Below are 26,585 nucleotides of genomic sequence, written 5' to 3'. Positions count from 1 at the left end.
ACAGCCACAACTCGCGTTCATCCAGCCAGGCAAGTAGCCCGGAAAGACCGTCTACCTGCGCAAACATGGTGTCACCATGCCCCGAAGCGCAGGCGTGCTCAGGTTTGGCTCGGATACCCCGCCTCGACCGCTAGAGCAGTTTCGACAAGAACAGTTTCGTCCGGTCCTGCTGCGGATTGGCAAGCAGCTCACGGGGATTGCCGGATTCGACGACGACGCCTTCGTCCATGAACACAAGTTGGTCCGCGACTTCCCGCGCGAAACCCATCTCGTGGGTCACGACGACCATCGTCATACCGTCTTTCGCGAGTTGACGCATCACGCCGAGCACCTCACCGACCAACTCCGGATCGAGCGCAGACGTCGGCTCGTCGAACAACATCAGCTTGGGGTCCATTGCCAGCGCTCGTGCGATGGCGACTCGTTGCTGCTGCCCACCGGAAAGCTGTGCCGGATAGGCATTTGCCTTCTCCGCCAGCCCGACCTGATCGAGCAGATCCTTGGCACGCTTGACTGCATCGACCTTCTTGGTGCCCTTCACCTGTGTCGGAGCCTCGATGATGTTCTCGAGGGCCGTCCGATGTGGAAACAGGTTGAAATGTTGGAAGACCATTCCAATGTCGCGGCGCTGCTTGGCAGCGGCCTTCGCCGGCATTTCGTACAGCTTGCCGTTCTTCTCGCGATACCCGACAAGCTCGCCGTCGACGTACAGCCGACCCGCATTCACCACCTCGAGGTGGTTGATGCAGCGCAAAAACGTGGATTTCCCCGAGCCCGACGGGCCGACCAGGCACAACACCTGGCCACGCTCGATCTCGAGTGTGATGCCCTTGAGCACCCTGAGTGCGCCGAAACTCTTGCAGACCCGTTCAGCCTTCACCATGACAGTCACGTTGTCCCACCTCCCACGCCTTGACCGCCTGTGCCCTGCATCGTCGCCAGCGCCTCCAGTTGTTTGGTCGTCAGTTTCCGCGACGCACCCTTCGAGAAATGCCGCTCCAGATAGAACTGGCCGACCATCAGAACGCTCGTGATCGCCAGGTACCAGGTCATAGCCACCATCAGTAGTGGCACCGGCTGGAAGTTGGTTCCCGAGATGTCGCGTGCGACGCCGTACAACTCCGTACTCAGTGGAACTGCTGTAACCAACGACGTGGTCTTCAGCATGCTGATGAGCTCATTGCCCGTCGGCGGAATGATCACCCGCATGGCCTGCGGCAGCACGGTGCGCCGGATGGTCTGCGACCACGACATACCAAGGGCTGTCGACGCTTCCGTCTGCCCCTCCCCGACCGAATTGATACCGGCCCGCACGATCTCCGCCATGTAGGCGGCCTCGTTGAGTCCGAGCCCGATCATCGCGAACAGAAAAGCCGCACTGAGCGATTGGATGTCGAAGTGCACAAATTGCGGGCCGAACGGGATACCTAGATCGATCGTCTTGTACAGCGACGGGAACAGCCCCCAGAACACCAACTGCACATAGACGGGTGTGCCACGGAAGAACCACAGATACACCCACGCCGCCGACCGCAGCACCGGGTTCGGCGACAGTCGCATCACCGCGAGTAGAACACCGAGTGCGATCGCGATGGCCATCGCGAGCACGGTCAGCTTGACGGTCACCCAGGCGGCGGCCGAAATGCGTTGGTCGAAAAGGTATTTCCCGTAGGTATCCCAGCCGTAAGCGGCGTTTGTCGCCGCCCCGTAGACGAAAAGGGCGACCAGTATCAGTACGACTATCGCAGCGATCCAACGGCCGGGCCGACGAAGCGGGATGGCCTTGATGGCCTCCGGCTCCGCCGACGCGCCGTCGACCACAGGCCGCGTTTCGGACACGTGACTCTCCTGTTGTGCGCTGTGCGGTCAGTGGTCTGTAAATCCGGCTCTTCCGTGGTGAATCAGTTGACAGCGCCGTTGATCACCGATTTTTCGATCACGCCTGCCTCGACGCCCCAGTTCTCGGCGATCTTCAGGTAGCTGCCATCGTCGATCAGGTGCTGCAGCGCCTTCTGGAGTACGCCCGCCATCGGAGAGCCCTTGGCGACCGGCCAACCGTACGGTGCCGAGTCGAAGAGTTCACCGGCTGGTTCGAGCTTGCCGTTGCTCTGCTTGATCGCGTACGCCGTCACCGGCGAATCGGCCGACATCGCGTCCACCTTGCCCAACGCGAGTGCGCTGGCTGCGTCGTCCTGACGATCGAACTTCTGCTTGTCGATCGGCGGCTTGCCTTCGGCGACGCACTTCTCACTCTTGGCCGGGATCTCGTCGGTGTCCTCGACCGTGGTCGACTGGACCGCGACCTTCTTGCCGCACGCATTGTTGGGATCGATCGGCTTACCGGTCTGCTGCGCCCACTGGATACCTGCGCTGAAGTAGGTCGTGAAGTCGACCGTCTGCTCGCGCTCCTTGGAGTCGGTGAACGACGACATTCCCACGTCGTACGTTCCAGCCTGGATCGCGGGGATGATCTTGTCGAAGTCGGATTCGGCGTACTCCGGCGTCACGCCGAGCACCTTGCCGATGGCGTTCATCAGATCGACGTCGAAGCCGACGAGCTTGCCGCTGCCATCCTTGAACTCGTTCGGCGCGTACGGAACGTTCACGCCGACAACCAACTTGCCCGAACTCTTCACCTTCTCGGGGAGTTCGGCCGCGATCGCGTCCACCTTCTCGACCTCGACGGTGGCGGTCTCGGTACCCGAACCCCCGCTGTCGCTGTTGTCCGCACAACCCGCAAGAACAAGGGCTGCGCCGCTCGCCATCACACACACCGTGCGTGCGAAGCGACTACGGGCAAATACCGTCCGACCAGACACTGCTGCCTCCAGATAATTTCGACTTTCGGCACAGGTTAGACCCAACCGGGCGACTGTGCGACGTTATCGACTCGCGATCCACGGACCGTAAAGCCGTTGGACGATGCCGACCTGGACCGGAATAGGTCCGCCGGAAGTGGGATTCAGCGCTTACGAATTCTGGCGAGCACATGCTCAGTGAATTCACTCGTCGACGCGAGTCCACCAAGATCAGCTGTCGCGGTCCCTGCCTCGAACGTTGCGGCCACACCGTGTTCGATTCGATCCCCCGCATGCGTCAGCGCCGGATCGGAACGACGCTCCCCCAACCACCGCAACAACATCGCTGCGGACAGGAACAGGGCCGACGGATTGGCACGATTTCGACCGGCGATGGTCGGCGCGGCACCGTGCGCAGCCTGTGCCATGGCAATGGTGTCCGAGCAATTCAGCGACGCCGCGGTGCCGAGCGACCCACCGAGTTCTGCTGCGAGGTCGGACAGAATGTCGCCGAACAGGTTCTCCGTGACCACAACGTCGAAATCCTCGCCACGCCGAACCAGGTGCGCGGCCATCGCATCCACATGTTCGTCGTCGACGACGACGTCTGGATACTGCTGCGCGACCTCCTTGCACACGTCGCGAAAGAGTCCCGTCGTCATCGGCAGGACGTTGGCCTTGTGCACGATCGTCACGTGCTTGCGTCTGGTTCGGGCGAGCCGAAATGCCACGTGCGCGATACGTTCCGTCGCCTGGCGGGTGATGACGCCGACCGAGAGTGCGACGTCGCGCGTCGGTTTGAATTCACCGGATCCTGCGAACATGTTTCGGTCGGCGTAGAGACCCTCGCTGTTCTCCCGGACGATCACGACATCCATCCGCGGCGACATCGACCGCACCCCGGTGAATGCGCGAGCCGGACGGATATTGGCGTACAGATCGAATCGCTTCCGGATCGCCCCACCCGGAGGCGGACCGACCCGATGTTCGGCCGGATAGGACGCACTGTCATGCGGACCCATCACCCAGCCATCCAGTCCCGTCAGCTCATCGAAAGTCGATTCCGGCAGCGGCGAGTCGTGCTCGTCGATCGCGGCGTGGCCCATCAGCAACGGTGTCCACGCCACCATCGGCGCATGCGCTGCGGCAAGGGCTTCCTCCACCACTCGCATTGTCTCGGTGACGATCTCGCGTCCGATTCCGTCGCCCTCGATCGATCCGAGGCGGAGTGCATTCGATTCCACACTGCTCATCGGAACATCATCGCCTACGGTTGTGGTGGGCAGCGTCACGGTTTCGCCGAATTCGAACTCGGGTAATTCTTCACGCACTCGCCTTCCCACTCGAACAGAGGATTTTTGTGCTCAAACGCGACATGTCCGCGCGCCTCGATATCTCGATCACCGCGCCGACGAGCCTGGAGTTCCAGATCGCGGTCGCGCCGCATCCCGGTGCGACCGTGACCGAGAAGCTCGTCTTTCTGCTCGACGGCAAACCCGTCGATGCCACCGAAGTCAGTGGCCCACATGGCAATCGCATCCATGTCTTCGACGCGGGAGTCGGCAGCCTCCAGGTCGAATACGACGCCACCGTGCTCGGCAACACACATCCAGCGCCGATCACCAACTACGACAAGTCGCTGTACCTACGCCCGAGCCGGTACGCGGAATCCGACAAGTTCTACGGTTTCGCCGCAACGGAATTCGGCGACTACGCCGATTCCGAGGAAGTGCTCGAAAAGATTTCCGCATGGGTCGGCCGTCGGTTGCAATACGTTCCGGGCAGCAGTGATCCGATCGACGGTGCCACCGACACGCTGCTCGCCGGGGCAGGCGTCTGCCGCGACTACGCGCACCTTGTCGTCGCGATGCTGCGGGCGGTCAACGTGCCTGCGCGACTCGTCGCGGTCTATGCGCCCGGATGCGATCCGATGGACTTCCATGCCGTCGCCGAGGGATTCGTCGGTGGCAGGTGGCGCGTCGTCGACGCGACCTGCCTCGCACCACGGTCCACCCTGATTCGAATCGCGACGGGCCGCGACGCTGCCGATACCGCATTCCTCGACAACCACAACGGTGCCATCACACTCAACAGCTCGACGGTCACTGCCGTCGTCGACGGTGAGCTTCCGATCGACGACATCACCGAGCTCGTGTCGCTGACCTAATCTTGATCGCGTGGTTCAGTCAGTGGAGTTGCTGCTCGACGAGGATGCCGAGGCAGCGGTAATTGCGCAATGGCAACTGCTCGTCGACGCTGGCCTGCCCGCTCAGGGCGGTCACCATCGGCCGCACGTCACCGCGGCCGTTGCCTCCGAACTGTGGCCTTCCGTCGAGCAGCGACTCGAACGCGAACTCGATTTCATTCCCATCCCGGTTCGAGTCGGCGCGATCGTGCTGTTTCGGGCACGAGTGTCGAAAGGTCCGGGTGCGGTACTTGTCAGGCTCGTCGTTCCGTCGGCCCCGTTGCTCGCCCTGCACCGTCGGATCCACGACATCGTCGCGGAATGTCCTGGCACACAGGCGAACTTGGCACCGGACGAGTGGACACCGCACGTCACCCTCGCCCGTCGGCTACCTCGTGACCGTCTCGGGTCCGCAGTGGCAACGGTGCTCGACGAACCGGACATCACCGGGTACGTCGCGGGTATCCGCCGTTGGGACAGCGACAATCGCCTGAACTGGCAGATAACGTGAGTTGGAAGAAACTCGACAGCAAAAGCGTTCAAGTGATTGCAACCTAGCGAAAGGACCGCAGTGGCCACTCAGACCCTGACCCAAGAAAACTTCGACGAGACCGTGACCTCGAACGACATCGTCTTGGTCGACTTCTGGGCGTCGTGGTGCGGACCGTGCCGCAGCTTCGCGCCGACCTTCGAGAAGTCTTCGGACGCGCACCCCGATGTCCTGCACGGCAAGGTGGACACCGAGGCAGAGCAGGGACTCGCCAGCGCCGCGAACATTCGGTCGATCCCGACGCTGATGGCTTTCCGTGAAGGCGTACTGGTCTTCGCTCAGCCAGGCGCGCTCCCGGCACCAGCGCTCGAAGACCTGCTGACCCAGATCAAGGGCCTCGACATGGACGACGTCCGCCGCCAGATCGCTGATCAGGAAGCCGCCTCCAAGTAATTTTGGATACGTGTCGAAAATGGCCGAAGCCGTTCGACGCTGTTTGTGAAGACAGAAAATGTCCTTCGACACGAATCCGACGAATGGGGAACGACATGCGATACATCAGCTGGGTGCACAGTGCAGGTGACTTCGGCCCACCGCCGCAGGCTCTGATGGACGCGATCGCCGAAGCGGGCGCGCGCGATGCTGCGAAAGGAATTCTTCTCGATTCCGGTGGCATCGGAACGCTCGACGGCGGCGGAGCGAACGTCACGCTGACCGGCGGCTCGGTGCGTGTGCTGGACGGACCCTACAGCGAGGCGAAGGAATTGGTTGGCGGCTACGCCATCCAGAAGCTGAACTCTCGCGAGGAAGCCGTCGCCAGTGCAAAGTGGCTGCTCGAACTCCACAAGGAGCTTTGGCCCGAGTGGGAGGGCGAGATCGAGGTCCGCCAGCTGTACGGCGCAGAAGACTTTTAACCAGATCCGACATTCGGCCGGCACGCACCAGCGTGCCGGCCGTTTGTCGTGTGCGACTGTTAGTGCGCCGCAGCGTCCCAACTGCGACCGGTGCCGACCGACACATCGAGCGGAACATCGAGGGCGATGGCCGACGCCATCTTCTCGCGAACGATCGTTTCGAGTTGCTCACGTTCGGAGGCGACAACCTCGAACAACAATTCGTCGTGAATCTGCAACAACATCCGCGATTGCAGACCTGCTTCGCGAATCGCGGCCTGCACGTTGATCATTGCCACCTTGATGATGTCTGCCGCGGTCCCCTGGATCGGTGCGTTCAACGCTGCCCGCTCGGCAACTTCACGACGCTGCCGATTGCTGCTGTCGAGGTCGGGCAGATACCGCCGCCGACCGAACAGCGTCGACGTGTAGCCGACCTTGCGTGCTTCGTCGACAGCGTCGCGCAGATAGTCGCGAACGCCGCCGAACCTGGAGAAGTACGTCTCCATCTGCTCTTTGGCTTCTTCGGTACTGATCTTCAGTTGTGCCGACAGTCCGTAGGCGCTCAGACCGTAAGCCAAGCCGTACGACATCGCCTTGACTCGGCGACGCAGTTCGGGGGTGACCTCGTCGATCGGCACTCCGAACGCCTTGGACGCGACGAAGGTATGGAGGTCCTCCCCCGTGTTGAAGGCTTCGATCAACCCTTCGTCGCGGGATAGGTGGGCCATGATCCGCATCTCGATCTGGCTGTAGTCGGCCGTCATCAGCATGTCGAACCCCGGCCCGACGACGAAGCCGTCCCGGATCTGGCGACCCGTGTCGGTGCGGATCGGAATGTTCTGCAGGTTCGGCTCGACCGACGACAGTCGTCCTGTCGCGGCAATCGTCTGATTGAACGTCGTGTGGATCCGGCCGTCGTCGGACACCGCCTTGAGCAGTCCGTCGACCGTCACCTTGAGCCTGGTCGCGTCGCGATGGGCGAGCAGGTGCTCGAGGAACGGATGCTGGGTCTTCTCGAACAGGCCTTCCAACGCGTCCGCATCCGTGGTGTAGCCGGTTTTGGTGCGCTTGGTCTTAGGCATGTCGAGCTTCTCGAAGAGCACGGTCTGCAACTGCTTCGGCGACCCCAGGTTGATCTGCTCGCCGATCACCTCGTACGCCTCGTTCGCCGCACGGGCAACCTCGTCGGCGAAGCGGCTCTGCAGATCGTGCAGATGATCGAGATCCATTGCGATGCCGACCGTTTCGAGGTCGGCAAGAACTGTGAGCAGCGGCAGCTCCATCTCGGTCAGCAACGCGGTCGACTCGATCGTTTCCAACTCGGTGTCGAATGCGGCCGCGAGGTCGACGATCGCCTGAGCGCGCAGGATCTCGGCTTCGGCCGCTGCGGTCACTACCTCGTCCTCGTCGTCGAGCAACGACAGCTGGCCCTGCTCCGACTTCTCGACGCGCAGTTCGCGACGCAGGTAGCGCAACGACAGGTCGTCGAGTGCGAAGGTCCGCTGGCCGGGGCGAACCAGGTAGGCAGCGAGACCGGTGTCGGTCGTCAGGCCGCCGAGGACCCAGCCGCGCCCATGCAGGGCGTGCATCGCAGCCTTCGCCTCGTGCAGCGCCTTCGGCTGCGACACATCCGCGAGCCAACTACCAAGCGCCTGTTCGTCTTCGGGTGTCAGCGCAGTGACGTCGATGTAGCCACCCTCGCCGTCCGACGCCGCGATCGTGATCGAGGTGACGTCGCCGCCGTACGGCGTTGTCTTTCCCGCCACGGTGACGCCGTGCCGCTCGCCGGTCGAGGCGTGCGTGGCAAGCCATGCTGTGAGTTCGCCCGGCGCGATCGCGCCGCCACTGATCTCGAAGCCCTCGTCGGCTTCGGGCTCCGGCGAGGCGAGCGTCTCGAACAGTCGGTCACGAAGAACACGAAACTCGAGGTCGTCGAAAAGCTGATGGATCTTGGTGCGATCCCACGGACCGTGCTCGAGCTGGTCGGGGGTGTACGGCAACTCGACTGTCCGCAGCAACTCGGTGAGTTGGCGATTCATCAGCACATGCGCCAGATTTGCGCGCAACGCGTCGCCGACCTTGCCGCGTACCTCGTCGACGCGGTCGACGAGTGTATTCAGATCGCCGTACTCCTTGATCCACTTGGTGGCGGTCTTCTCCCCCACGCCGGGTATGCCGGGGAGGTTGTCACTCGGGTCGCCGCGCAGTGCAGCGAAATCCGGGTACTGGCTCGGTGTGAGGCCGTACTTCGCTTCCACCTCTTGCGGTGTGAACCGCGTGAGCTCGGAGACGCCCTTACGCGGGTACAACACCGTGACGTTCTCGTTCACCAGCTGAATGGCATCGCGATCGCCGGTAACGATCAGCACGCGATAGCCGAGCGGTACCGCCTGCGTCGTCAGCGTCGCGATGATGTCGTCGGCCTCGACCCCGGCCTGCGCCATGACGGGAATACCCAAGGCGCCCAATACCTCTTTGGTCAGGTCGACCTGACCCTTGAACTCGTCCGGCGGGCTGCTGCGGTTCGCCTTGTATTCCGGATAGGCCTCGGCACGGAAGGTCTGCCGCGAGACGTCGAACGCTGCCGCGATATGCGTCGGCGCTTCGTCTCGCATGATGTTGATGAGCATCGCGGTGAACCCGTACACCGCGTTGGTGGTCTGCCCGCTCTGGGTCTTGAAGTTCTCGGCGGGGAGGGCGAAGAACGCCCGGAACGCCAACGAGTGCCCGTCGAGCAACATCAGCGTCGGCTGTTTTCCGGCCTCCGCTGCTGCCTTGTCGGTAGCGGACGGCTTGGCACGTTGATCGGTTGCGGGGCTCACGGCGTCGAGTCTAGGGAACGACTCCGACACGTCACGCCTGGCTCACTTCCCAGCCCGATAAGCCCAGACACTCGGCGCAGCCAGTTCTCCCGATTCGAGCCACCGGTAGTCTCTCGCGATGCCCGGACCCGAGTAGGTCCGTACGTAATTCCGCAGCGCAGCGCGGTCCACGGCACCGGAATCGATACCCAAGAGCATGATCGTCGCGATGTCGTAGGCCTCCGCTGCCCACAGTCCTGGTTGGGTGCCGTGGGCGGCGCGATAGGCGGCAGCGAAATCGTCGGGCGCGGGTGCGCAGCCACAGGTCGCGATCGTCTGCCCGCTTGCGTCGGAATGGCTGCTCGCGAAATCGGGTCCGTACATACCGTCGTCACCGACCAAGACGACCGATTCGACAATGCGCTTGCGAAGTTCGAGCGCGGTCGATTCGTCGGCGCTCAGGTAGACCGCGGCCGGCGCAGCAACACCGATGTCCTCGGCAACCGCGTCGAGCGAATCGATCTCACCCGAGCAGTTCGGATCTGCCTTTGCACCGAGGACGGCTTGCACGTCGTCGGCTCGGACCCTACTGAGCTCGGCATCGGCATTGAGGACACATACCGATTCGAAGGTTCGCTCCAGATACCTCGCCGCGGCTTGGGTCAGCACCGAATTGTCCGCTGTCGCACGGAAGAACGACGTGAAACCGCGAGCGACGAGGTCCGACTGACTCGCTGTCGGCGTCACGAACACCATTCCCGCCCGGTCGAGCGCAGGTCCGAGCGAATCGACACCTGCGGACGTGGTCGGGCCGATCAACCCGATGACCGAGGGGTCGGCAGTCGTTGCCACCGCGGACCCACTGTCCACGGTCCGCAGTGCGACAACACAATCCGGATTCGCGGCGTTGTGTGCGTCGACCGCCAAGCCCGCGCCGTTGCGAACGGCCTCGGCCAGACTCGGCGAATCCTGGTTACCGTCGACAGCCAAGGTGAGGTCGCTGCAGGTGGCTGCACCCGAGCCTGCGGGATCGGCGGCCATCGTGCTCGCGCGAGCAACCGGGCTACCGTCCGCGGCAATCTGGAAGTAGGCGTTCGTATCGCTTGCAACGGCGAATGCGGGCTGCCGCTGATCCGAGTCGTTGCCGCCCGGCCACTTCGAGATCAGCACGGCACCGACGAGGACGGCGACAAGGGCAAGCGACACCGCGAGCAAGGCTGGATGCCGCGCCGTCCGCGGTCGGCGCGGCGCAGGCTGCGCCACTACGAACTCGTCGGGTATCGGCTCGGCGAAAATCGGCTCGGAGTCGAACCGCATCGTTTGTTGCTTCGGAACCAACGACGGACGTAACTGCGCGGCGAACTCGGCACAGGAGTCGAATCGGTCGGAGGGCTTCTTCGACATCGCGCGTGCAACGACGGCGTCGACGGCCCGTGGCAGCTGCGGCGCAACTGATGTCACAGCGGGGGCCGTGCGGTGCAGGTGCGCGAACATCAGCGCTGCCGCGCTGTCGCCGTCGAACGGCGTGTGGCCGGTGAGTAATTCGAAGGCACTGCACGCCAGCGAGTACTGATCGGCTCGCCCGTCGAGTGGCAGCGCTTCGAGATGCTCCGGCGCTGCGTAGGCGAGCGTTGCGACGAGCCCGTTCGTCTTCGTCAGTCCGGAAGAATCGGCTGCCTTGGCAATCCCGAAGTCCGTCAACAGAACTCGCTCGGCGGGTCCGCCCGACTCAGGAAGCTCAAGCAACATGTTTGCCGGCTTGACGTCTCGGTGCACCATCCCGAAACTGTGTGCGTGATCGAGCGCTGCCGCGATCTGCTCGACGATCTCGACTGCCTGCTCGGGGTCCAGACCGTGGCCCGCAGCGGCGCGGAGCGCGTTGGCAGCGTCGGTGCCGTCGATCAACTGCATCGCGATCCACAGGTGACCATCAGCTCGGCCCTGATCGTAGATCGCCACGATGTTCGGGTGCGAGAGCCGGGCAACAAGGATCGCCTCGTGGGTGAATCGACGCTGGAATTCGTCGTTCGCCGACAGCTCTTCGCTCAGTACTTTCAACGCAACGCGTCGCCGCAGTTGGACCTGCTGGGCGACGTACACGGTGCCCATGCCGCCGGTGCCGACGACTCCTTCGACCGTGAATCCCGCGATCCGGCTACCCGGTTGCAACGGCAACTACGACCCCCTGAGCAGGAACCCCCTGACCGAACAATCCTAGCCGACGCCCAGGTACGCAGCCTTGATCGACGGATCCGCAAGCAACTCTTTGCCGGTGCCCTCTTTCGTGACGTCGCCGGTTTCGAGGATGTACGCGCGATCGGTGCGCGTCAGTGCCTGCTGGGCGTTCTGCTCGACGAGCAGGATCGTCGTTCCCGCAGCGTTGATTTCGGCGATGATGCGGAAAATCTGCTGAATGATCATGGGCGCCAACCCCATCGAGGGTTCGTCCAGCAACAGCAACCGGGGCCGAGCCATCAGCGAACGGCCGATGGCGACCATCTGCTGCTCACCGCCAGACAATGTGCCACCGACCTGGGTGCGCCGCTCGAGAAGCCGTGGGAAGAGTTCGAAGACACGGTCAAGCGTTTCCTTGTATGCGGCCTTGTTCTCGAACTTGCGCGAGTAATGGCCCATGTCGAGGTTTTCCTGCACCGTCATGCCGGGAAATACGCCGCGACCTTCCGGCGACTGCACGATGCCGGCCTTGACGCGCTCGTGCGCCTTCATGTGCGTGATGTCTTGTCCGTCGAAGACGATCCTGCCGCGGGTCAACGGCAGCAGTCCCGACAGGGCACGCATGGTCGTGGACTTGCCTGCACCGTTCGCACCGAGCAGGGTCACCAACTCGCCGTGGTCGACCCGCAGCGAAATGCCATGCAGTGCTTGGATTCTGCCGTAGTTGACGACCATGTCGTGCACCTCGAGCATGGGGCTGTTCGACGAATACCCGATGGGCGACGCAGCCTGCGCCGACCCCTTCTGGAGATCCGGTCCTGGTTTTCTATGCCGTGACATCGTCGGGCACCCCTAGGTAGGCGGCAATAACAGCCGGGTTGTCGCGAATCTCCGCAGGCGCGCCCTCGGCGATCTTCTTGCCGAATTCGAGTACGACGATTCGGTCGGTCACACCCATGACGAGGCGCATGTCGTGCTCGATGAGCAGCACGGTGAAGCCGTCGTCCCTGATCTTGCGAATCAGGTCCATAAGCGACGCTTTCTCGCTCGGGTTGAAGCCTGCGGCGGGCTCGTCGAGGCACAGCAACTTCGGTTCCGTCGCGAGTGCGCGGGCGATTTCCAGACGACGCTGATCACCGTAGGACAGATTCTTCGCCTTCTCGACCGCGCGGGGCGCGATGCCGACGAACTCGAGCAGAGCCATACCGCGGGTGATGGCGTCGCGCTCCTCGCGACGGTGTCGCGCGGTCCGGAAGATCGCGCCGAACACCGAAGTCCTGTGTCGCGCATCGGTTCCGACGACCACATTCTCCAGTGCCGTCATCTCGCTGAACAACCGGATGTTCTGGAAGGTCCGCGCGATACCGAGACGCGTGATCGCATTGCGCTTGGTCTTGGTCAGCGGTTTGCCGTCGAAATAGACGGTCCCCGAAGTGGGTCGGTAGACGCCGCTGATCGCGTTGAAGCACGTCGTCTTGCCGGCACCGTTCGGACCGATCAGGCCGAGGATTTCACCGCGACGGATTTCGAAACTCACCGCGTCGAGTGCAACGAGACCGCCGAACCGGACCGTCAGATCCTCGGTCCGCAGCAGTGCCTCACCGACCTCGGTATCGATAGCGCGGTCCGTCGCAACGGCTTCGGCGACGGCTTCGGGATCGGCGAGATCGGGATTGATCTGCGTGACGTCGACAGTGCCGGCCGACTCGACCGGCACGTCGGGATCGATCTTGGCGGCGATGTCGTCGTTACCGAACAGTGCGTCGCCGGGGCCCGGTGTCGTCATTTTGCGCCTCCGATCTGGTCGGCGGGTTTGCGAACGGCACCGTAGATCGTCCGGCCGTAGGCGAGCAACTTCTGCCGTGCCGGGAACAGCCCCTGCGGCCGGAAAATCATCAGAGCGACGAGCGCAAGACCGAAGAACAGGTACTTGTAGTCGCCCAGTTTCTGGTCACCGACCTCGACCGACATCGCCCGGTTCGGCAGATAGACGATGATGAACGCACCGACGATGACACCGATCTTGTTGCCCTGGCCGCCGATCACAACCATGCACAGGAACAGCATCGAGTTGATGATGTTGAAGCCTGTCGGGTTGATGAACTGCACCTGACCTGCATACAGCGCGCCCGACAGACCGCCGATGGCGGCGCCGATGGTGAAGGCCCACAGCTTGAACTTGAAGGTCGGCACGCCCATGATCTCGGCGACGTCCTCGTCTTCACGTATCGCAACCCAGGCACGCCCGACGCGACTCCGCTCGAGGTTACCGACCAGCAGCAGGACGATCACGACGAGCACCATGCCGACCCAGAACCACCACACACCTGCGTTGATACCGCTGCCGGTGTTGCCTGCGGAGAAGATGCCGTACGGATTTTCCGCGGTTTCGCCGATGTGCGGGTAGGCGGTCTGCGGCAGCCCCTGACCACCGTTGGTGACCTCTTTGAGGTTGTCCGCGAGCAGGCGCACGATCTCGCCGAAGCCCAACGTGACGATGGCAAGGTAGTCACCGCGAAGCCGGAGCGTCGGTGTCCCGAGAATGAGTCCGGTGAGCGCGGTGATCGCGACCGCAAGCGGCAGGCACGAGAGCCACGCCCAGTCCTCGCTGAAGAAGCCGTTTTCCGACGACTGATTCCACGGACTGCTCGGACTGGTCAGCAATCCCACCGTGTACGCACCGACCGCGTAGAAGCCGACATAGCCGAGGTCGAGCAGACCGGTCTGTCCGACAACGACATTCAGCCCGATCGCGATCAACGCATACATCGCGAACTGCGCCATCACACCCGAGAACGACGTGCCAGGAGTGTCGAGCAGCGGCGGCGGAAAGACAGGAATGATCGCGATGATTGCCAGGACCGGTACGCCGACGAGCCACTGCATGGGCCGCGACAGACCGTTCCACCAGGTTCGAAGCGCATCGCCGACACCGTGTTTGGGCCGTTCGGGTGCGATCGGCAGTTCCGGCGGGGCTGCGGGCGGCGGCGGAGTTGTCGAGCCACCTTTTTCCAACGACGTCATACCCGGGCCCTCCCTAGACTCTCGCCGAGAATGCCGGTCGGGCGGAACATCAGCACCAGAATCAGCAGTACGAAGGCCACAACATCCCGCCATTCGGTTCCGAACAGGACCTGACCGTAATTCTCCATCAAACCGAGCAGCAGACCACCGAGCAGCGCACCGCGGAGATTACCGATACCGCCGAGGACGGCCGCGGCGAACGCCTTGATACCGAGGATGAAACCGCCGTTGAAGATGATGCCCGACGGAATCTTCAGGGTGTAGAGCAACGCGGCCGCGCCTGCGAGAACGCCGCCGAGCAGGAAGGTGAACATGATGATCTTTTCCCGCGAGATGCCCATGAGGGTCGCGGTATTCGGATCCTGGGCGACGGCACGAATGCCGCGACCGAACTTGGTCTGATTGATCAGCAGATCGGTGAAGACGGTCAACACGATCGCGGAGAAGATGATCACGATGGTCACGTTCGTCACCGACGCGGACCCGATCTTGAACACCTCGACCTGCTGTACAAGTTTGATCGGCTGCTGGGCGTTGGTACCACCGAGGCCGGGCTTGATCTTAGGCAGCACGTAGTGCACGAATTCCTGGAGCACGAACGACATTCCGATCGCGGTGATCAGGAAGACGAGCGGTTTGGCTCCCCGTTTTCGCAGGGGGCGGTAGGCAACTCGTTCGAGGGCGACAGCCGCGCCACCCGACACTGCCATACCGAAGATCATCGCGAGACCGAGGAATACGACCGTCATGGCCAGACCCTCTTTGTACACGTTGCCGCTCGGCGCGAAGCCGAGCAGTTCGAGCGCCACGTACTGACCGAACATCCCGAGCATGAATATCTCGGAGTGCGCGAAGTTGATCAGGCGGAGCACGCCGTAGACGAGCGTGTAGCCGATTGCCACAAGGGCGTAGATCGCGCCGTAGGCCAGACCGTCGACCGTCAACTGCCAGAAGCTCTTTGCGAGCCCCGATACGTTGAAGTCGACCGAACTGGCGTAGATGCTCGCCGTGTCGGTGAATGAGGTCGCGATCATAGGTCTCTTTCGAAGTGTGAGGGTGCAACGTCGCGACAGCGCAGCCGGGCCCCTGCATGGTGCAGGAGCCCGACTGCGCGGTCAGGAGTAGATCTCTTCTCAGCCGACCTTGTAGATCTCGATCAAGGCATTTGCCAACTCGCCCTTGTCGTTCCACTGGTAGCGCTTGCCGACACCCTGGCCGTCGTAGGCCTTGACGAAGGCGAGCATGCCAGCGCGATCCTTCACGCCGGAGTCGATTGCCTTCAGCATGATCGTGGTCAGGTCGTAGCCCTCGACGGAGTAGACGCCGGGATCCTGGCCGTTGAGCGCGTTGTACTTCGTGACGAAGTCCTCGGGACCGGGAACACACGGGCACGTCAGGATTGTGTCCTTGGCAGCTTCGCCTGCCTGCTTGACGAACTCGGGGTCGTTCGTTCCGTCGCCGGAGCTGAACGTTGCCGTCACGCCACCCTCACGCAGCTGCGTGACGAACGGCGCGGCTTCGGCGTAGTAGCCCGAGTACCAGATTGCGTCCGGCTCTTCGCCCTTGATCTGCGAGACCGTTGCCGAGAAGTCCTTCTGTCCCGACTTCACGCTTGCGGAGCATGCCGCGTCGGCAGCCTCGCCCAAGTTCTCGGTGACAACCTTCGCGAGGCCGACGCCGTAGTCGGTGTCGTCCTGAATGACGCAGACCTTCTTGGCGCCGAGCTGTCCGGTGAGGTACTTCGCGACGACAGCACCCTGGCTGTTGTCGTTGCCGAGGCCACGGAAGAAGTTGGTCCAACCCTTCTCGGTGAGCGACGGGTTGGTTGCCGATGCGGTGAGGAACGGAAGGCCGGCCTGGTTGAACTGTGCGCCGGTCGCGTTCGTCTCGCCCGAGAATGCGGGGCCGAGCAGGCCGATGATGCTGGCGTCGGACGTGATCGGTCCGGCAACCTGAGTCGCCTTCTGCGGGTCGCCTTCCGTGTCGAACTGCTTCATTTCGACCTGGCACCCCGGGTTGGCCTTGTTGTGCTCGTCGAGCGCGAGCTTGGCACCCATAAGAATGTTCTGGCCGAGTGCTGCGTTTGCACCCGTCAATGCGCCGGCCATGGCCAGCACAGCGTTCGAGCAGGTGGCGTTTCCGTCGCCGGCTGGATCCGCGGCTTCGCTCGCACTGCTGGACTCGACCTCTTTGCCTTCGGAATCGAGCAATACCTGTGGCTTGATGGTCAGACCGGACGCCGACGAAGATCCGGACGTTCCGCTGCTGTCCGTTGATCCACTGTCCGACGACTTGTCGCTACAGCCCGCCAATGCCAGCGCGGCCGCGACCCCAATGACCAACGCGCCCCTCGCTGTACGACGATGCACGTTCCACCTCCGAGTTCTTTTGCTCCCCGGCGACACCGGAGGGGCCGACTGCGCCAGCCCGCAGAGAACTTAACCCCGCTGGGTTACCTACGCATCACATTGGGCTCAAATCGGTCACATTCAGTTCATTCGGGGCATCCGTACGGTGAACATCTGCTCTGGCGAAAATATGTGCGGCGAGAGCCTAGTCGGACTTCAGGTTGTCCAGGACGACCTCGGCGACGGCCTTCATCGTGGTGCGCCGGTCCATCGCGGTCCGCTGGATCCACTTGAAGGCCTGCGGCTCCGATAGCCCCTGCGTCTTCATCAACACACCCTTGGCCCGTTCGACGAGCTTGCGGGTCTCCAGACGATCCGACAAATCCGCCACTTCGCGTTCGAGCGCGGTGATCTCCCAGAACCGGCTCGCCGCGAGTTCGATAGCCGGAACGAGGTCCGACTTCGAGAACGGTTTCACCAGATACGCCATTGCGCCCGCATCACGAGCGCGCTCGACGAGATCGCGCTGGCTGAATGCGGTCAAGATCACCACGGGTGCAATTCGCTTGGTCGCGATTTCGGCCGCGGCATCGATCCCGTCGCGGCGCGGCATCTTCACATCCATGATCACCAGGTCGGGCTTGTGCTCGATCGTCAGATCGACAGCCTGCTGACCGTCGCCGGCCTCGCCGACAACCTCGTACCCCTCTTCGGACAACATCTCGACCAGATCCATCCTGATCAGGGCCTCGTCCTCGGCCACGACCACGCGACGTGGTCCGGTTCCCCCTGCTGCAGGTGCGCTCATGAGCACTTGTCCCCTCTGATCGGCAAAACGGGCGACACCCGAGTTGAAACGCAAGGGTACCGGTGCGAGCGCGTCGAAGCCCATTCTCTAGAGTGGTGTCTCGCGCCGCTGCACCACCGGCGACGCAACGCCCTCGTATCCCAATTGGCAGAGGAAACGGATTCAAAACCCGTCCAGTGTGAGTTCGAGTCTCACCGAGGGCACAGGTAATCCCCCAGCTAGCGGACTTTTCTACTCGCCGAACTGGGGGTTTCTTCGTTCTCACCCCGGTTTCGCCCCGGTGCCGCGGTGGCGATGTTAGGCTCGCAGCCTCCACAGTTTCGGCTGTGATTGGGCCTGTAGCTCAGTTGGTAGAGCATCTGACTGAAGATTAGGTTGTCGCGGGTTCGATCCCCGCCAGGTCTGTACGGCACGCGGCGCGGTTTGGCCCCGCGAATGCCGATGCGCCGCACCGAATATGTCGGTGCGGCATGGAAGCATCACAACAGTGACGACTACCGAAGAACCGAACGACGAACACGTCGTGCGGAGCTGGACGAACCCGATCCTTGCGGAGTATAAGGAGCGCGGGGCGTTTCTAGAGTCGACTCACGCCTACAAGGTCAACTTGAAGCTTCGGTCGCTCAACCTCGCGTCCTACGCGTTCTCGAAAAATGCGGAGGAACTCGCTGCGCATATCGGTAGGTATCCATCCCGTGGATTGCAGCCGTTCAGCTCGGCAGTCAGTGAGCCATACGATAACGAGCTGTCGAGATTGCTACACAACGTGTTGGCCTCCGCCAGCTCGCTCATATCAGGCCAACGTGTTGTGCTGCGGACGATCTGGCCGAAGATCGGCAAAGAGTTCTCGGCGTTCGAGCAGGGCGAATACACAAGCAAACGTATCGAGGTTTTCGAGACAGCGGAAGCGGAGTTCCTAGTGGAATTACGCAACTATTCTCAGCATTACTTCCTGCCCCGACTCGTCCCGAAAGAGACGTGGACTTCTAGTCAGCGGGCATCCGCAATAGAACTTAAATTCTCTCTTGAGGTTAAGCCGTTATACGAGTGGAGCGGCTTGGCGCCCAAGGTTAAGCCGTACCTCGAAGCTGCAGGAGACTCGATCGACCTACTGCCAATCATCGAGCGATATACACAATCAGTCCGCGAGTTTTACGGATGGCTCTGGAGCAAGGTCAATGAAAACGTCGCAATCGAGCGCGAAGAGCTTGAGATAAGAGCGGCGGAGCTGGACGAGTGGGGTAAGGAAGTGTTCCTAGAACCTGATTGGTTTCGGCGCCCTGGTGGCGAACCCCCTCCGGGGTGGAATGGCCGCAGGTGGAGCCGTCGGACGAAGGCAAAGCTTCGCGCAGAGCGTTGGAAGATGGGCTATCGCTCGGTCCGCCGTATCAGCGTTGATAGCAACGGCATAGCTGAAGTCCCTGAGGACGAGTGGACGCCGATCTACACCCGTACGTGAGGAACGTGAAATGTTGAACTGGCTGGGGGATGTTGGCAGATGGCTGTCGGAGCGCCTTGGCGCGCCGTCCGCAGACGCTTGGGCAGCAATGGCTGGCTGGACGACCGCCTTAATAGCGCTCGTCACAGTAATCGTCGCAGGAAAATATGCGAAGAGGCAGGTGGAGGAAGCCAAGAAAGCGGTCATCGAAGCGCAGGCCGCGCGGATTGAGCAGCAACAACAGGCCCAAACGGCGCTGGCCGAGCAGGCACGCCTGGCGCAAGAAACGCTGGATCATGATGCCCGCGAGGCGCAAAAGACAAGGGAGGAGCAGTCACAGCCCAACGTTGTCATCTTTGCGGAATCAAACCCAGCGATCTGGCAAGCCCTTGAGGTTGTGGTGAAGAACTTTGGAACAACACCCGCGTACAACATAAGGATCGAGTTCGACACCAAACCGCAGGTCAGTCCTACAGCAGAAGCTGGTTCGACGATTACAGATCTCTGGTTACCGACCGAGATACCAATTCTCGCACCATGGCAGGAGTGGCGGGCCCTGTGGGACTATGCGCCTAAGCGTTTTCGTCATCCGGAATTGGCTGACCGTCACGAAGCGACGGTCAAATACACCGATGCCAACAATCAGACCCACACGACAACCGGTGTCCTCGACTGGAATGTACTGCGTGGCGTTGACCGGCTCGTCATCAACACGATTCACGACGTGGCAAAGTTGATCAAGAAACAAAACGAGGTGCTTAGTTCTATCGCCGGAGCTGTCGCCCGCTTTGGTAACGAAGACACCGGCGTATGGGTTTACAGCACAGACGCGGCGGAAGAACGGCAAAGACGAGTCGACGCAACCGTAGAACGCCGCCGCCAACGGGACGAATTGCGGCGTCAGCTCCTCCCGCGTGACACAGCTAGCCCTCCTATCCCGCCGACTTCCGACCAAACAGAGGAATCACATTCGACGGAACCTCCTGCGGCGCAACCGGAGTAGGTGCGATCGGCGCAGGGAGTGAGTTGCCAACGCCGCCGTCCTCGGCGGGAATCCAGTCGCCGTAGACGTCGAGGGTGAGGCTTGGTTGGCCGTGGCCGAGCCAACGCGAAACCTGCATGAAGTGCACGCCGGCCATCAGCTGCATTTGTCGCGAACGTGTGCCTGAGGTCGTGTAGCCGAACCCCGCGAACTGCGGGTGCCGTGGCGGTGGCGGAACGGCTCACAGGAAGGCCGACCGCTTCGAACGCTGGCATCAAGATCGTCTCGTATAGCGTCCCGAAGGCCACCGGCTGCGACCAGTCGAATTCCGCAATTGCCTGTTCCCCTTTTACACGCCGACCGCCAACAACCCGACTCGGCCAGAGTGGCGCTGTCGCTTCGCTCGCTCGGGGATGGTCGTTGGCGAGGAAGTCGCGCATGCGCACGGCGAGCCAGGGCGGCAGTGGTACGGCTCGGCGCGACCGTCGCGATTTCGGCGTACTCAATACCCACACACCATCAGTTCGGGCCTTCGTCCGGCGGATGTTGACCGCGCAGCGCACCTCGCCGTTTGGCCCCTGCGTAAATGCGAGGTCGCGGACTTCCAGCCCCGAGGCTTCTGCCGCTCGCACACCTGTATAGGCAAGGAACAGGGTCGCGAGCTCGTACACCGGGTACCGCTCCCCTACCGTCGCGGCTACTCGCCCGACCTGATCGGCGGATAGCGGGTGGTGCTCGAAATGCGCTCGATCCCCAACAGCGTGCCCACCACCGAAGTCGACTCGGTCGGCAGGGCTCGACGAAATAGCGCTGTGCTGCAAGGCGTACTTCATCACGCGCTTCAACGAACCCAGGCGTGCTTCGTTGTCTTCGGCGCGATCACGCGTCCAACCCAGATCGGCGAGGAACTCCTCACAATTGCGCGGCGTGATGCTCGCAATTGCTTTACCGCCGAACGCTTTCAGCGCATATCGGCGCAGTAGCGCTTCTCGTAATCGTCGAGGGTGCGCTGCTTCAACCGTCCTTGAGCGACCTTTACGCGCATGCTGTCGAGCCAGGCCTGGGCGTAGTAGCCGAACGGCAGGTCTCCGGCCTTGCGCGCTTCGCTCAGACTGGCTGTGCCGACGGTATGCCGTGCGGCGTTGAGTTCGTCTCGGCGGGCCTCGGCGAATTCCCGCGTGGGGGGTAGCTCTCCTGGTGAGCGCTCGTCTTCTTCCGGCCCTTCGGTCTCGCCGGGTTGACCGGAATTGGCAGGCCGAACTCGTCGCGGACAGGCTCGGTCCAGACGACCTCGTACCGCTTGACCGGCTTCCCACTCTTTCGTTGGGTTGTCGCGTGTGCGCGGATGTATGCCATGCCTGGTCCTAGAAATATTTGAGTTCGTCGTCGGTGAAGGACATCGGCGGAGTGCGGATCTCGCTCGGCTCGTTGAGGTCGTCGCTGGTGCGGTCGAGCGTTGCCCTGTTGCGCGGCAGCAAGTCCCGCGTGGTGCTGGCGTATATCTCGTCCTCGATCCGCTCATGGCGATCGCGGTTGCGCTTCCGATCGGTTTCGATTCGGGACCCTTTGTGTAAGTCCGCTCGTTTCCTCGCCATCCGGCGGCACCCGCTGCGGCCACGTTGTAGATGCGGCGGACCGTCGAGGGCTGCGAGGTGGGCCGACCGGCAGGGCTGAGTTCACCTGCTGCGGTGAGCTCGCGGGCGATTTCGCCGAAGCCCACGCTCTGCTGGCGCATGCTGACGACACGTCGCGTCAGGACAGTGCTGACCATTCGTGGTCGGCCAAGACGCGCGCCTTGCGCCTTCTTCGCGGCGAGTGCGGCCTTGGTCCGCTCACCGATGAGCCGTCGTTCGAGCTGCACGAACGTAGCCATCATGTTGGCCAGCGCTTCGCCGTTGGGCGTCGTGGTGTCCAGCGCGATGTCGAGCATCACCAAGGACCAACCCTGCGCCACTGAACGCTCCATGATGTCGCTGGCGTGGCCGACGCTTGGAGCGAGGCGATCAAGCTTGACCACCATGAGGCCGTCCGCGAGGCCAGCGGCCAACTGCCCGAGCGCTTTCCGCAATCCTGGGTCACGGCTTTGCCGCTCGCGCCCTCATCGCGCAGGATCGTCAGCTTCCATCCGCGTCGATTCGCCTCGGCGCGGAGCGCGGCCTCTTGCGCGGCAAGGCCATGGCGGCTATCAGCCTGCTCCTGCGTGGACTCTCGCACGTACCCAACATGACCTTCTGTTCGGCCTTCGTGTTTTCGTTTGTCTCCCTGCCGTTTAGGGGCGTGTACGGGCTTCTACGCCATACGCCTCGAACCGTAGGGTGCTCGAGAACCTCGCGTCTACTCCAAACCTGCTGTTAGAGTGCAGCTTTCAGAATCACGTCTCTTGCGGGTGAATCAACGATACGACCGCCGAGCATTAGCGTCTCGGTTTGCTTCTGCTGCCAGGCTGACAGCTTCGCCGAAGGTCACCGCGCTGGGTGTTGATCTTCTCGGCAGATGATAACGTGCAGCTGCCGGACAAGCTGGATGTCTGTCCTGGACTTCCAACATGACTGACCACTGCTTTCGCGTGGCTAAGGCCGTACATGTCATTCGCACAAATCGCGGTCATACGTTGCACACCGATGTGGCGGCACACGCTGTGTGCGGGAATGTTTCTGCTCGTTGTTGGATCGCTTCGCCCGACTCAGGCGTCGCCGATAGATCGGCGCCGAGTTCCAGGTCGTTGAGCTCCACTTCAACGAGTTTAGAGTCGTCGACGCCGTCGCCTTCGTCACTGTCGACGACCGACACCACAACGACAGCGACGTCGACATCATCAACGACGTCTCGCCGCCACCCCAAAGAATCCGGTTCAGCAATAAGATCGACAGCCCGCCTGGCCCGCCGCAGTCACCGTGGTGTGCCCCCAAAGGTTTTCCGGACACGTTCACTTGGTTGATCAAGGGTGCGTTCGACCACGAGTCCACGCGACACAAGCAACCACTGTCCGTAAACGCGGGCAAATCCACTCTCCTCCACCGACCCTCCGGTTGATCCGAGCTTTTGCGTAGAGGCGCCAACTCGCGGAGATGGTCGTTGCATTGCCTTGGCGGGTTACAAATCTGATGTACGGGTCAGTGGAACCTCAGCAGCAAGCTTGTCGCGAAGCCACTCGAACGCGAAGTCCATCCATTCTCGGTAATGACCCATCGCGCAGTGATCATCGCCCACGTAGAGCCGAAGCTCCGCCTGCGGCAACGCATTTGCGAGATCGGACGAGTCCCGGGGGTCGACAACGGTGTCCGCATCACCACTGATGATCAGCAGCGGGACCGTGATTCTGTTGTACATTTTCCGCAACGACAACGCGCCCAACTTCGGGCCGAGGTCTCGAAGATTCGCAGCGCCCAATGTTCTGCGCATTGCGACCACCATCACTTCCGGAACTCCGATCGCTCCGTGCGGTCCGAGACTTCGGTGAGTGGGCGTCGCGCACGTGACGATGCAACGCAATCGTGGACTCGTTGCAGCCATACGAGTGGACCAGTACCCGCCGAAGCTGAGGCCGAACATGCCGATCCGGTCACCATCAATCCGCGGGTGACGCGATAGGTGGTCGATCATCGCGCCATAGATTAGCTCGGAATTTCCCGACATCGGCTGCTTGTATAGGTACGTGCCGGGCATCTCCATGACGACCAGGGCCAATCCCCTATCGCGATATTTCAGGAGGGGGAAGAGTAACTCCTGTGCTGTGCCGTCGAGTCCGTTGGTCACAAGAACGGCCGCGCACGCAAGCTCACCCGACGGGAAGACCGCGTACCCCCTCACGTCTTCGCCATCAACCCGCACGGCGATACTTTCGGTGGTCAGCCCTACCGCTGGGGCGATTGCTCTTACAAGAGCCTCCGAAATACGCTGAGCGGTTCGGTACGCCCGCATGCGGCCAGGCGACCAGCCGGGCCAGGCGGCAATCGTTTGGTACGTAGCCATTTTCACTAGCGAGTCGACGGCGATCGTAGCTTGTTTCAGATGCTCGGTAGCCGCATCGTCGCTCGACACATGGCCCTGAATGAACCGTTTGAGCTGATCGACCTGTGGTTGCGGGCCACGATCGGCCAGGAACGACGCGGCAGGCTCGATCAGCCGAGCGAGCGAGCCGACGACAGCCTGGTCGTCGTCGCGGAGCAGGCCTTCGACACTTACGGCGGTCAGCCCGATCGCGGCGGACAATGTAGCCAGCGAGCGGTCGGCCGTAGCAGCGTGATCGGCCGCGATCTTCTCCCAATAGCGAACCCAGCGCTCGTCCGCAAACGACCTCGCCCCCTCGAACTGCGCCGACATCAACGCTGGATCGATTCCGCCGAGGTTCGCGAACCGTGCGACGAACACATCCGGCAGGAAGAATCTCGCGCCGCTCCATCGGACTGCGAAGTCCGTAGTCCGCGTAACCGCACATGCGGTTGCAAGTAAACGTCGAGCAAGAGCCATAACCGGGAACCTAACTCGCCGTGTGGAAGTGGTATCGGCTTCAATTGTGTCTCCAACACCTCTCGGCAGCACTACGTTGTTCGAATGACCGACGACAGCTCGGTCCCGTCGAGGGAGACCTTCAGTGACGACGAACGTCGACCGGATCAGAGACTTGTTGGACCACAACGATCTGTCGAAACTCGCAACCGATGTCGGACGATGCGTGGACACCAAGAACTTCGACAAGATGTCGACCATCTTCACTACTGACGCCGTGTTGACGACGCCCGACGGGACGTCAACCGGCGTTGAAGCGATCATCGGGACGGCGAGACTCACCATGCAGCGCTCGAAATCACTCAGCATCTCATCGCGGGCACTTCGATCGAACTTCACGGCGATGACGCTTCGGTGGACGCCAACGTTGTCGCGATCTTCGTTCCTGTCGCCGCCTCACCCGAGGACAATCGAATGATTGGCTGTCACTACGCGTTCGAAGCCACCCGCACCGACGATGGTTGGCGATTCAAGCGCATGTCGATCACTCCGGCGTGGACTCGCTGATCTCGTCATCAAGTAACGCCGTTCAATCAGCGACCTTAGCGGTCGAAATCGCCGGATGATTGAACAGCGCTGCGGGGACGCACTCGCAGCAGAATGCCGCCGACTTGTCGTTGATCGCGACACCGACAGCACCTTTTGTACTCGAGAACGTCGAAAGGAGTCGGCGGCCGAAATAGGTCTCGTGAGGATGCTTTTGCTCCATCCCAGGCCACATCGCGCAACCAAAGATTAACTCTCGCAACCTATCCCAGCGGCGCCCACCACACTGGTTATCACGCCATCCCCATCGACACTCGCGACCTGCCGCCGGACCGAACGAGAAATCGTCCAGGACGTCTGCGCACTCGGGGACGACCACTGGATGCACTGAGCCCACCGTGGATCAGACCCGAAGTGTTCATCTGCGTCGTCCATATGTGCTCCCGACCACCCGACAGAGGCGCCGCGGGCAACCGTTTCTCACCATCCGCGATGCCTTCCGTCGGTTCCGGCCGCCGGCGGCAACACCATGGCTACCCGGACTACCTCGTTTGCTCCGACAGACTTCGCTGTCGGACGTTTGATCGACTGCACCCCATGTCGGGCGGTTGTACCGTCGATCTGGTGGCCGCGAAAGCGCCCCTGAGATGACTTCCAGGCACCACACGTCACTACCCCTGCGACGAGACGGAAATGTGTTGAGGCGACTACCATGCTTCGAGGTTGCCGTCGCGACAGTAGCGATGAGTTCGCTGATCGACGCGGTCCACAGCGTCGCACTGCAGGCGGGTGGTGGAAGGTCTCGAACGTGGCAGCACGACAATGTAATCGGCATCGACACACCCCTCATCACTGACTTGGAAATCGCCGCGGCCCTGCGGCGACATGAGGCGCAGGGACGGCCCATCGCCGCGATCGGCGTGGTTGCACAAGGCCATGTCGCCGTCGACGTGATCTTCGGGCTGCGTGAGGATTTGGCGACAGCGTTGTTCACGGGATTGCACGACACGAACGGACCTGCTGCCGACCGCGAATCCTCGTTAGCCGAATTCCTTGCCTCGACGACGATCTCGGCTTTGGCCGCCGAAGGCGTCGACAGCCGACTCCGGCAGCTGAGCACCGGGTAGGTGTCATAGGTCCACCGACACCGATACTTTCGTCCTGTAGCGCACGTGCCACTAGCGCGTCTGTGTCGGCGCCAGCTGTGCCAGGGACTGGTCTTTGTGACGCACACGTGCGAGGTGGATGTTCACGCTTCTGAGCGAAATATGCAGCCCCTTAACGACATTCAACCTCGTGTGTCGGCTGAACCAAGCCGGCAACGCCTCCATCTCGCGATCACCCCAGACTCGGCTTCGCGGATAGGTGCTGCCGGTCCGTTGAAGACGGCCTCTCGGCGGATCCAGCAATGCTCAAGCAACGATCCTTCGCTGAGGCAATGAGACCACGCTGCCAACTTGCTGGCGGGACAATCCCTTCCGCGGATGCGATAACAGCGACGTTCCGCGGAACGTCACACACCGCGCGGCGCTGATTGCATGCTCATCGAGCGTGCTGTGACGTGCCGGTTGCCGGTCGGCCTCGTGTGGTTGCGTCAACGAATCGCCTGTTCTCCAGTGAGAGAGAACGCTCTCACTGTGCTCTA

General features: G+C 62.2%; 22 protein-coding genes, 2 tRNA genes and 2 pseudogenes. 11 read left to right on the top strand and 15 right to left on the bottom strand.

All coding sequences use genetic code 11. The features are described from left to right. Nucleotides 1-130: 130 nt before the first annotated feature. The 4 genes from ACHIRB_RS20495 to ACHIRB_RS20480 form a co-directional block, all read right to left on the bottom strand. The gene (locus ACHIRB_RS20495) at nucleotides 131-883 is read right to left on the bottom strand and encodes an amino acid ABC transporter ATP-binding protein (protein ID WP_395118922.1); all 753 of its coding nucleotides are present in this window, start codon (nucleotides 881-883) and stop codon (nucleotides 131-133) included. A gap of 5 nt (nucleotides 884-888) precedes the next feature. Then, on the bottom strand, nucleotides 889-1,839 hold the full coding sequence (locus tag ACHIRB_RS20490) for an amino acid ABC transporter permease (protein ID WP_395124340.1): 951 nt from the start codon (nucleotides 1,837-1,839) through the stop codon (nucleotides 889-891). Nucleotides 1,840-1,901: 62 nt separating this feature from the next. Further along, nucleotides 1,902-2,765, bottom strand: coding sequence for an ABC transporter substrate-binding protein (locus ACHIRB_RS20485; protein ID WP_395118838.1), 864 nt, complete (start codon nucleotides 2,763-2,765; stop codon nucleotides 1,902-1,904). Nucleotides 2,766-2,962: 197 nt separating this feature from the next. After that, nucleotides 2,963-4,051 carry an isocitrate/isopropylmalate dehydrogenase family protein gene (locus tag ACHIRB_RS20480; RefSeq protein WP_395118836.1) on the bottom strand — a complete coding sequence of 363 codons (1,089 nt, stop codon included), beginning with the start codon at nucleotides 4,049-4,051 and terminating at the stop codon, nucleotides 2,963-2,965. A 122-nt stretch (nucleotides 4,052-4,173) separates the two neighbouring features. On the opposite strand from ACHIRB_RS20480, the gene ACHIRB_RS20475 reads away from it, so the two are divergent. From ACHIRB_RS20475 to ACHIRB_RS20460, 4 genes are all read left to right on the top strand, one after another. Beyond that, nucleotides 4,174-4,965 (top strand): transglutaminase-like domain-containing protein, encoded by a 792-nt coding sequence (locus ACHIRB_RS20475; RefSeq protein WP_395124382.1) that lies wholly within the window; start codon nucleotides 4,174-4,176, stop codon nucleotides 4,963-4,965. Between the two features lie 10 nt (nucleotides 4,966-4,975). After that, nucleotides 4,976-5,494, top strand: a complete 519-nt coding sequence (locus ACHIRB_RS20470; RefSeq protein ID WP_395124341.1) for a 2'-5' RNA ligase family protein — start codon at nucleotides 4,976-4,978, stop codon at nucleotides 5,492-5,494. 60 nt (nucleotides 5,495-5,554) lie between these two features. Next, nucleotides 5,555-5,926 carry a thioredoxin gene (trxA, locus tag ACHIRB_RS20465; protein ID WP_199706653.1) on the top strand — a complete coding sequence of 124 codons (372 nt, stop codon included), beginning with the start codon at nucleotides 5,555-5,557 and terminating at the stop codon, nucleotides 5,924-5,926. A 95-nt stretch (nucleotides 5,927-6,021) separates the two neighbouring features. Further along, nucleotides 6,022-6,387, top strand: coding sequence for a YciI family protein (locus tag ACHIRB_RS20460; RefSeq protein WP_395124342.1), 366 nt, complete (start codon nucleotides 6,022-6,024; stop codon nucleotides 6,385-6,387). A 59-nt stretch (nucleotides 6,388-6,446) separates the two neighbouring features. On the opposite strand, the gene polA is transcribed toward ACHIRB_RS20460, so the two are convergent. The 8 genes from polA to ACHIRB_RS20420 all read right to left on the bottom strand — a co-directional run bounded on the left by polA (nucleotide 6,447) and on the right by ACHIRB_RS20420 (nucleotide 17,525). Then, nucleotides 6,447-9,191: a DNA polymerase I gene (gene polA, locus ACHIRB_RS20455; RefSeq protein ID WP_395124343.1), complete on the bottom strand. Its 2,745-nt coding sequence runs from the start codon at nucleotides 9,189-9,191 to the stop codon at nucleotides 6,447-6,449. 42 nt (nucleotides 9,192-9,233) lie between these two features. After that, nucleotides 9,234-11,345 (bottom strand): bifunctional serine/threonine-protein kinase/ABC transporter substrate-binding protein, encoded by a 2,112-nt coding sequence (locus ACHIRB_RS20450; protein ID WP_395127767.1) that lies wholly within the window; start codon nucleotides 11,343-11,345, stop codon nucleotides 9,234-9,236. 39 nt (nucleotides 11,346-11,384) lie between these two features. Next, the gene (locus tag ACHIRB_RS20445; protein ID WP_395124383.1) at nucleotides 11,385-12,098 is read right to left on the bottom strand and encodes an ABC transporter ATP-binding protein; all 714 of its coding nucleotides are present in this window, start codon (nucleotides 12,096-12,098) and stop codon (nucleotides 11,385-11,387) included. A 73-nt stretch (nucleotides 12,099-12,171) separates the two neighbouring features. Then, the gene (locus tag ACHIRB_RS20440) at nucleotides 12,172-13,131 is read right to left on the bottom strand and encodes an ABC transporter ATP-binding protein (protein ID WP_395124345.1); all 960 of its coding nucleotides are present in this window, start codon (nucleotides 13,129-13,131) and stop codon (nucleotides 12,172-12,174) included. Beyond that, nucleotides 13,128-14,369, bottom strand: coding sequence for a branched-chain amino acid ABC transporter permease (locus tag ACHIRB_RS20435; protein WP_395124346.1), 1,242 nt, complete (start codon nucleotides 14,367-14,369; stop codon nucleotides 13,128-13,130). The genes ACHIRB_RS20440 and ACHIRB_RS20435 overlap by 4 nt, the downstream gene beginning before the upstream one ends. Continuing rightward, nucleotides 14,366-15,403 (bottom strand): branched-chain amino acid ABC transporter permease, encoded by a 1,038-nt coding sequence (locus tag ACHIRB_RS20430; RefSeq protein ID WP_395118820.1) that lies wholly within the window; start codon nucleotides 15,401-15,403, stop codon nucleotides 14,366-14,368. The genes ACHIRB_RS20435 and ACHIRB_RS20430 overlap by 4 nt, the downstream gene beginning before the upstream one ends. Nucleotides 15,404-15,502: 99 nt before the next feature. Further along, on the bottom strand, nucleotides 15,503-16,738 hold the full coding sequence (locus ACHIRB_RS20425; RefSeq protein ID WP_395124347.1) for a branched-chain amino acid ABC transporter substrate-binding protein: 1,236 nt from the start codon (nucleotides 16,736-16,738) through the stop codon (nucleotides 15,503-15,505). A 184-nt stretch (nucleotides 16,739-16,922) separates the two neighbouring features. Next, nucleotides 16,923-17,525: an ANTAR domain-containing response regulator gene (locus ACHIRB_RS20420; protein ID WP_199706667.1), complete on the bottom strand. Its 603-nt coding sequence runs from the start codon at nucleotides 17,523-17,525 to the stop codon at nucleotides 16,923-16,925. A 129-nt stretch (nucleotides 17,526-17,654) separates the two neighbouring features. Between ACHIRB_RS20420 and ACHIRB_RS20415 the strand changes: the two genes are divergently transcribed. From ACHIRB_RS20415 to ACHIRB_RS20395, 5 genes are all read left to right on the top strand, one after another. Next, a tRNA-Leu gene (locus ACHIRB_RS20415) sits at nucleotides 17,655-17,728 on the top strand. A 129-nt stretch (nucleotides 17,729-17,857) separates the two neighbouring features. Beyond that, nucleotides 17,858-17,930: transfer RNA gene (locus ACHIRB_RS20410), tRNA-Phe, on the top strand. Nucleotides 17,931-18,012: 82 nt separating this feature from the next. Further along, nucleotides 18,013-18,984, top strand: coding sequence for a hypothetical protein (locus ACHIRB_RS20405; protein WP_395124348.1), 972 nt, complete (start codon nucleotides 18,013-18,015; stop codon nucleotides 18,982-18,984). 10 nt (nucleotides 18,985-18,994) lie between these two features. After that, a complete protein-coding gene (locus ACHIRB_RS20400; RefSeq protein ID WP_395124349.1) occupies nucleotides 18,995-19,966 on the top strand; it encodes a hypothetical protein in 972 nt (323 codons plus the stop codon). Nucleotides 19,967-20,673: 707 nt separating this feature from the next. Further along, the gene (locus ACHIRB_RS20395) at nucleotides 20,674-20,928 is read left to right on the top strand and encodes a hypothetical protein (protein WP_395124350.1); all 255 of its coding nucleotides are present in this window, start codon (nucleotides 20,674-20,676) and stop codon (nucleotides 20,926-20,928) included. Here ACHIRB_RS20395 and ACHIRB_RS20390 read toward each other — a convergent pair. From ACHIRB_RS20390 to ACHIRB_RS20380, 3 genes and pseudogenes are all read right to left on the bottom strand, one after another. Continuing rightward, nucleotides 20,907-22,159 (bottom strand): annotated as a pseudogene (locus tag ACHIRB_RS20390) (recombinase family protein). The gene ACHIRB_RS20395 and the pseudogene ACHIRB_RS20390 sit on opposite strands and share 22 nt — an antisense overlap. 390 nt (nucleotides 22,160-22,549) lie before the next feature. Beyond that, on the bottom strand, nucleotides 22,550-22,735 hold the full coding sequence (locus tag ACHIRB_RS20385; protein ID WP_395124351.1) for a hypothetical protein: 186 nt from the start codon (nucleotides 22,733-22,735) through the stop codon (nucleotides 22,550-22,552). A gap of 303 nt (nucleotides 22,736-23,038) precedes the next feature. Further along, a complete protein-coding gene (locus ACHIRB_RS20380; RefSeq protein WP_395127766.1) occupies nucleotides 23,039-24,415 on the bottom strand; it encodes an alpha/beta hydrolase family protein in 1,377 nt (458 codons plus the stop codon). Nucleotides 24,416-24,539: 124 nt separating this feature from the next. Between ACHIRB_RS20380 and ACHIRB_RS20375 the strand changes: the two are divergent. Together ACHIRB_RS20375 and ACHIRB_RS20370 are read left to right on the top strand one after the other, a co-directional pair. Continuing rightward, nucleotides 24,540-24,961 (top strand): annotated as a pseudogene (locus ACHIRB_RS20375) (nuclear transport factor 2 family protein). Nucleotides 24,962-25,683: 722 nt separating this feature from the next. Further along, a complete protein-coding gene (locus tag ACHIRB_RS20370) occupies nucleotides 25,684-26,067 on the top strand; it encodes a hypothetical protein (protein WP_395124353.1) in 384 nt (127 codons plus the stop codon). Nucleotides 26,068-26,585 lie beyond the last annotated feature (518 nt).

The organism is Antrihabitans spumae (assembly GCF_043944905.1).
Lineage (GTDB): Bacteria > Actinomycetota > Actinomycetes > Mycobacteriales > Mycobacteriaceae > Antrihabitans > Antrihabitans spumae.
The sequence above is the reverse complement of the archived record's forward strand: the minus strand, read 5'-3'. Positions and strand labels throughout refer to the sequence as shown.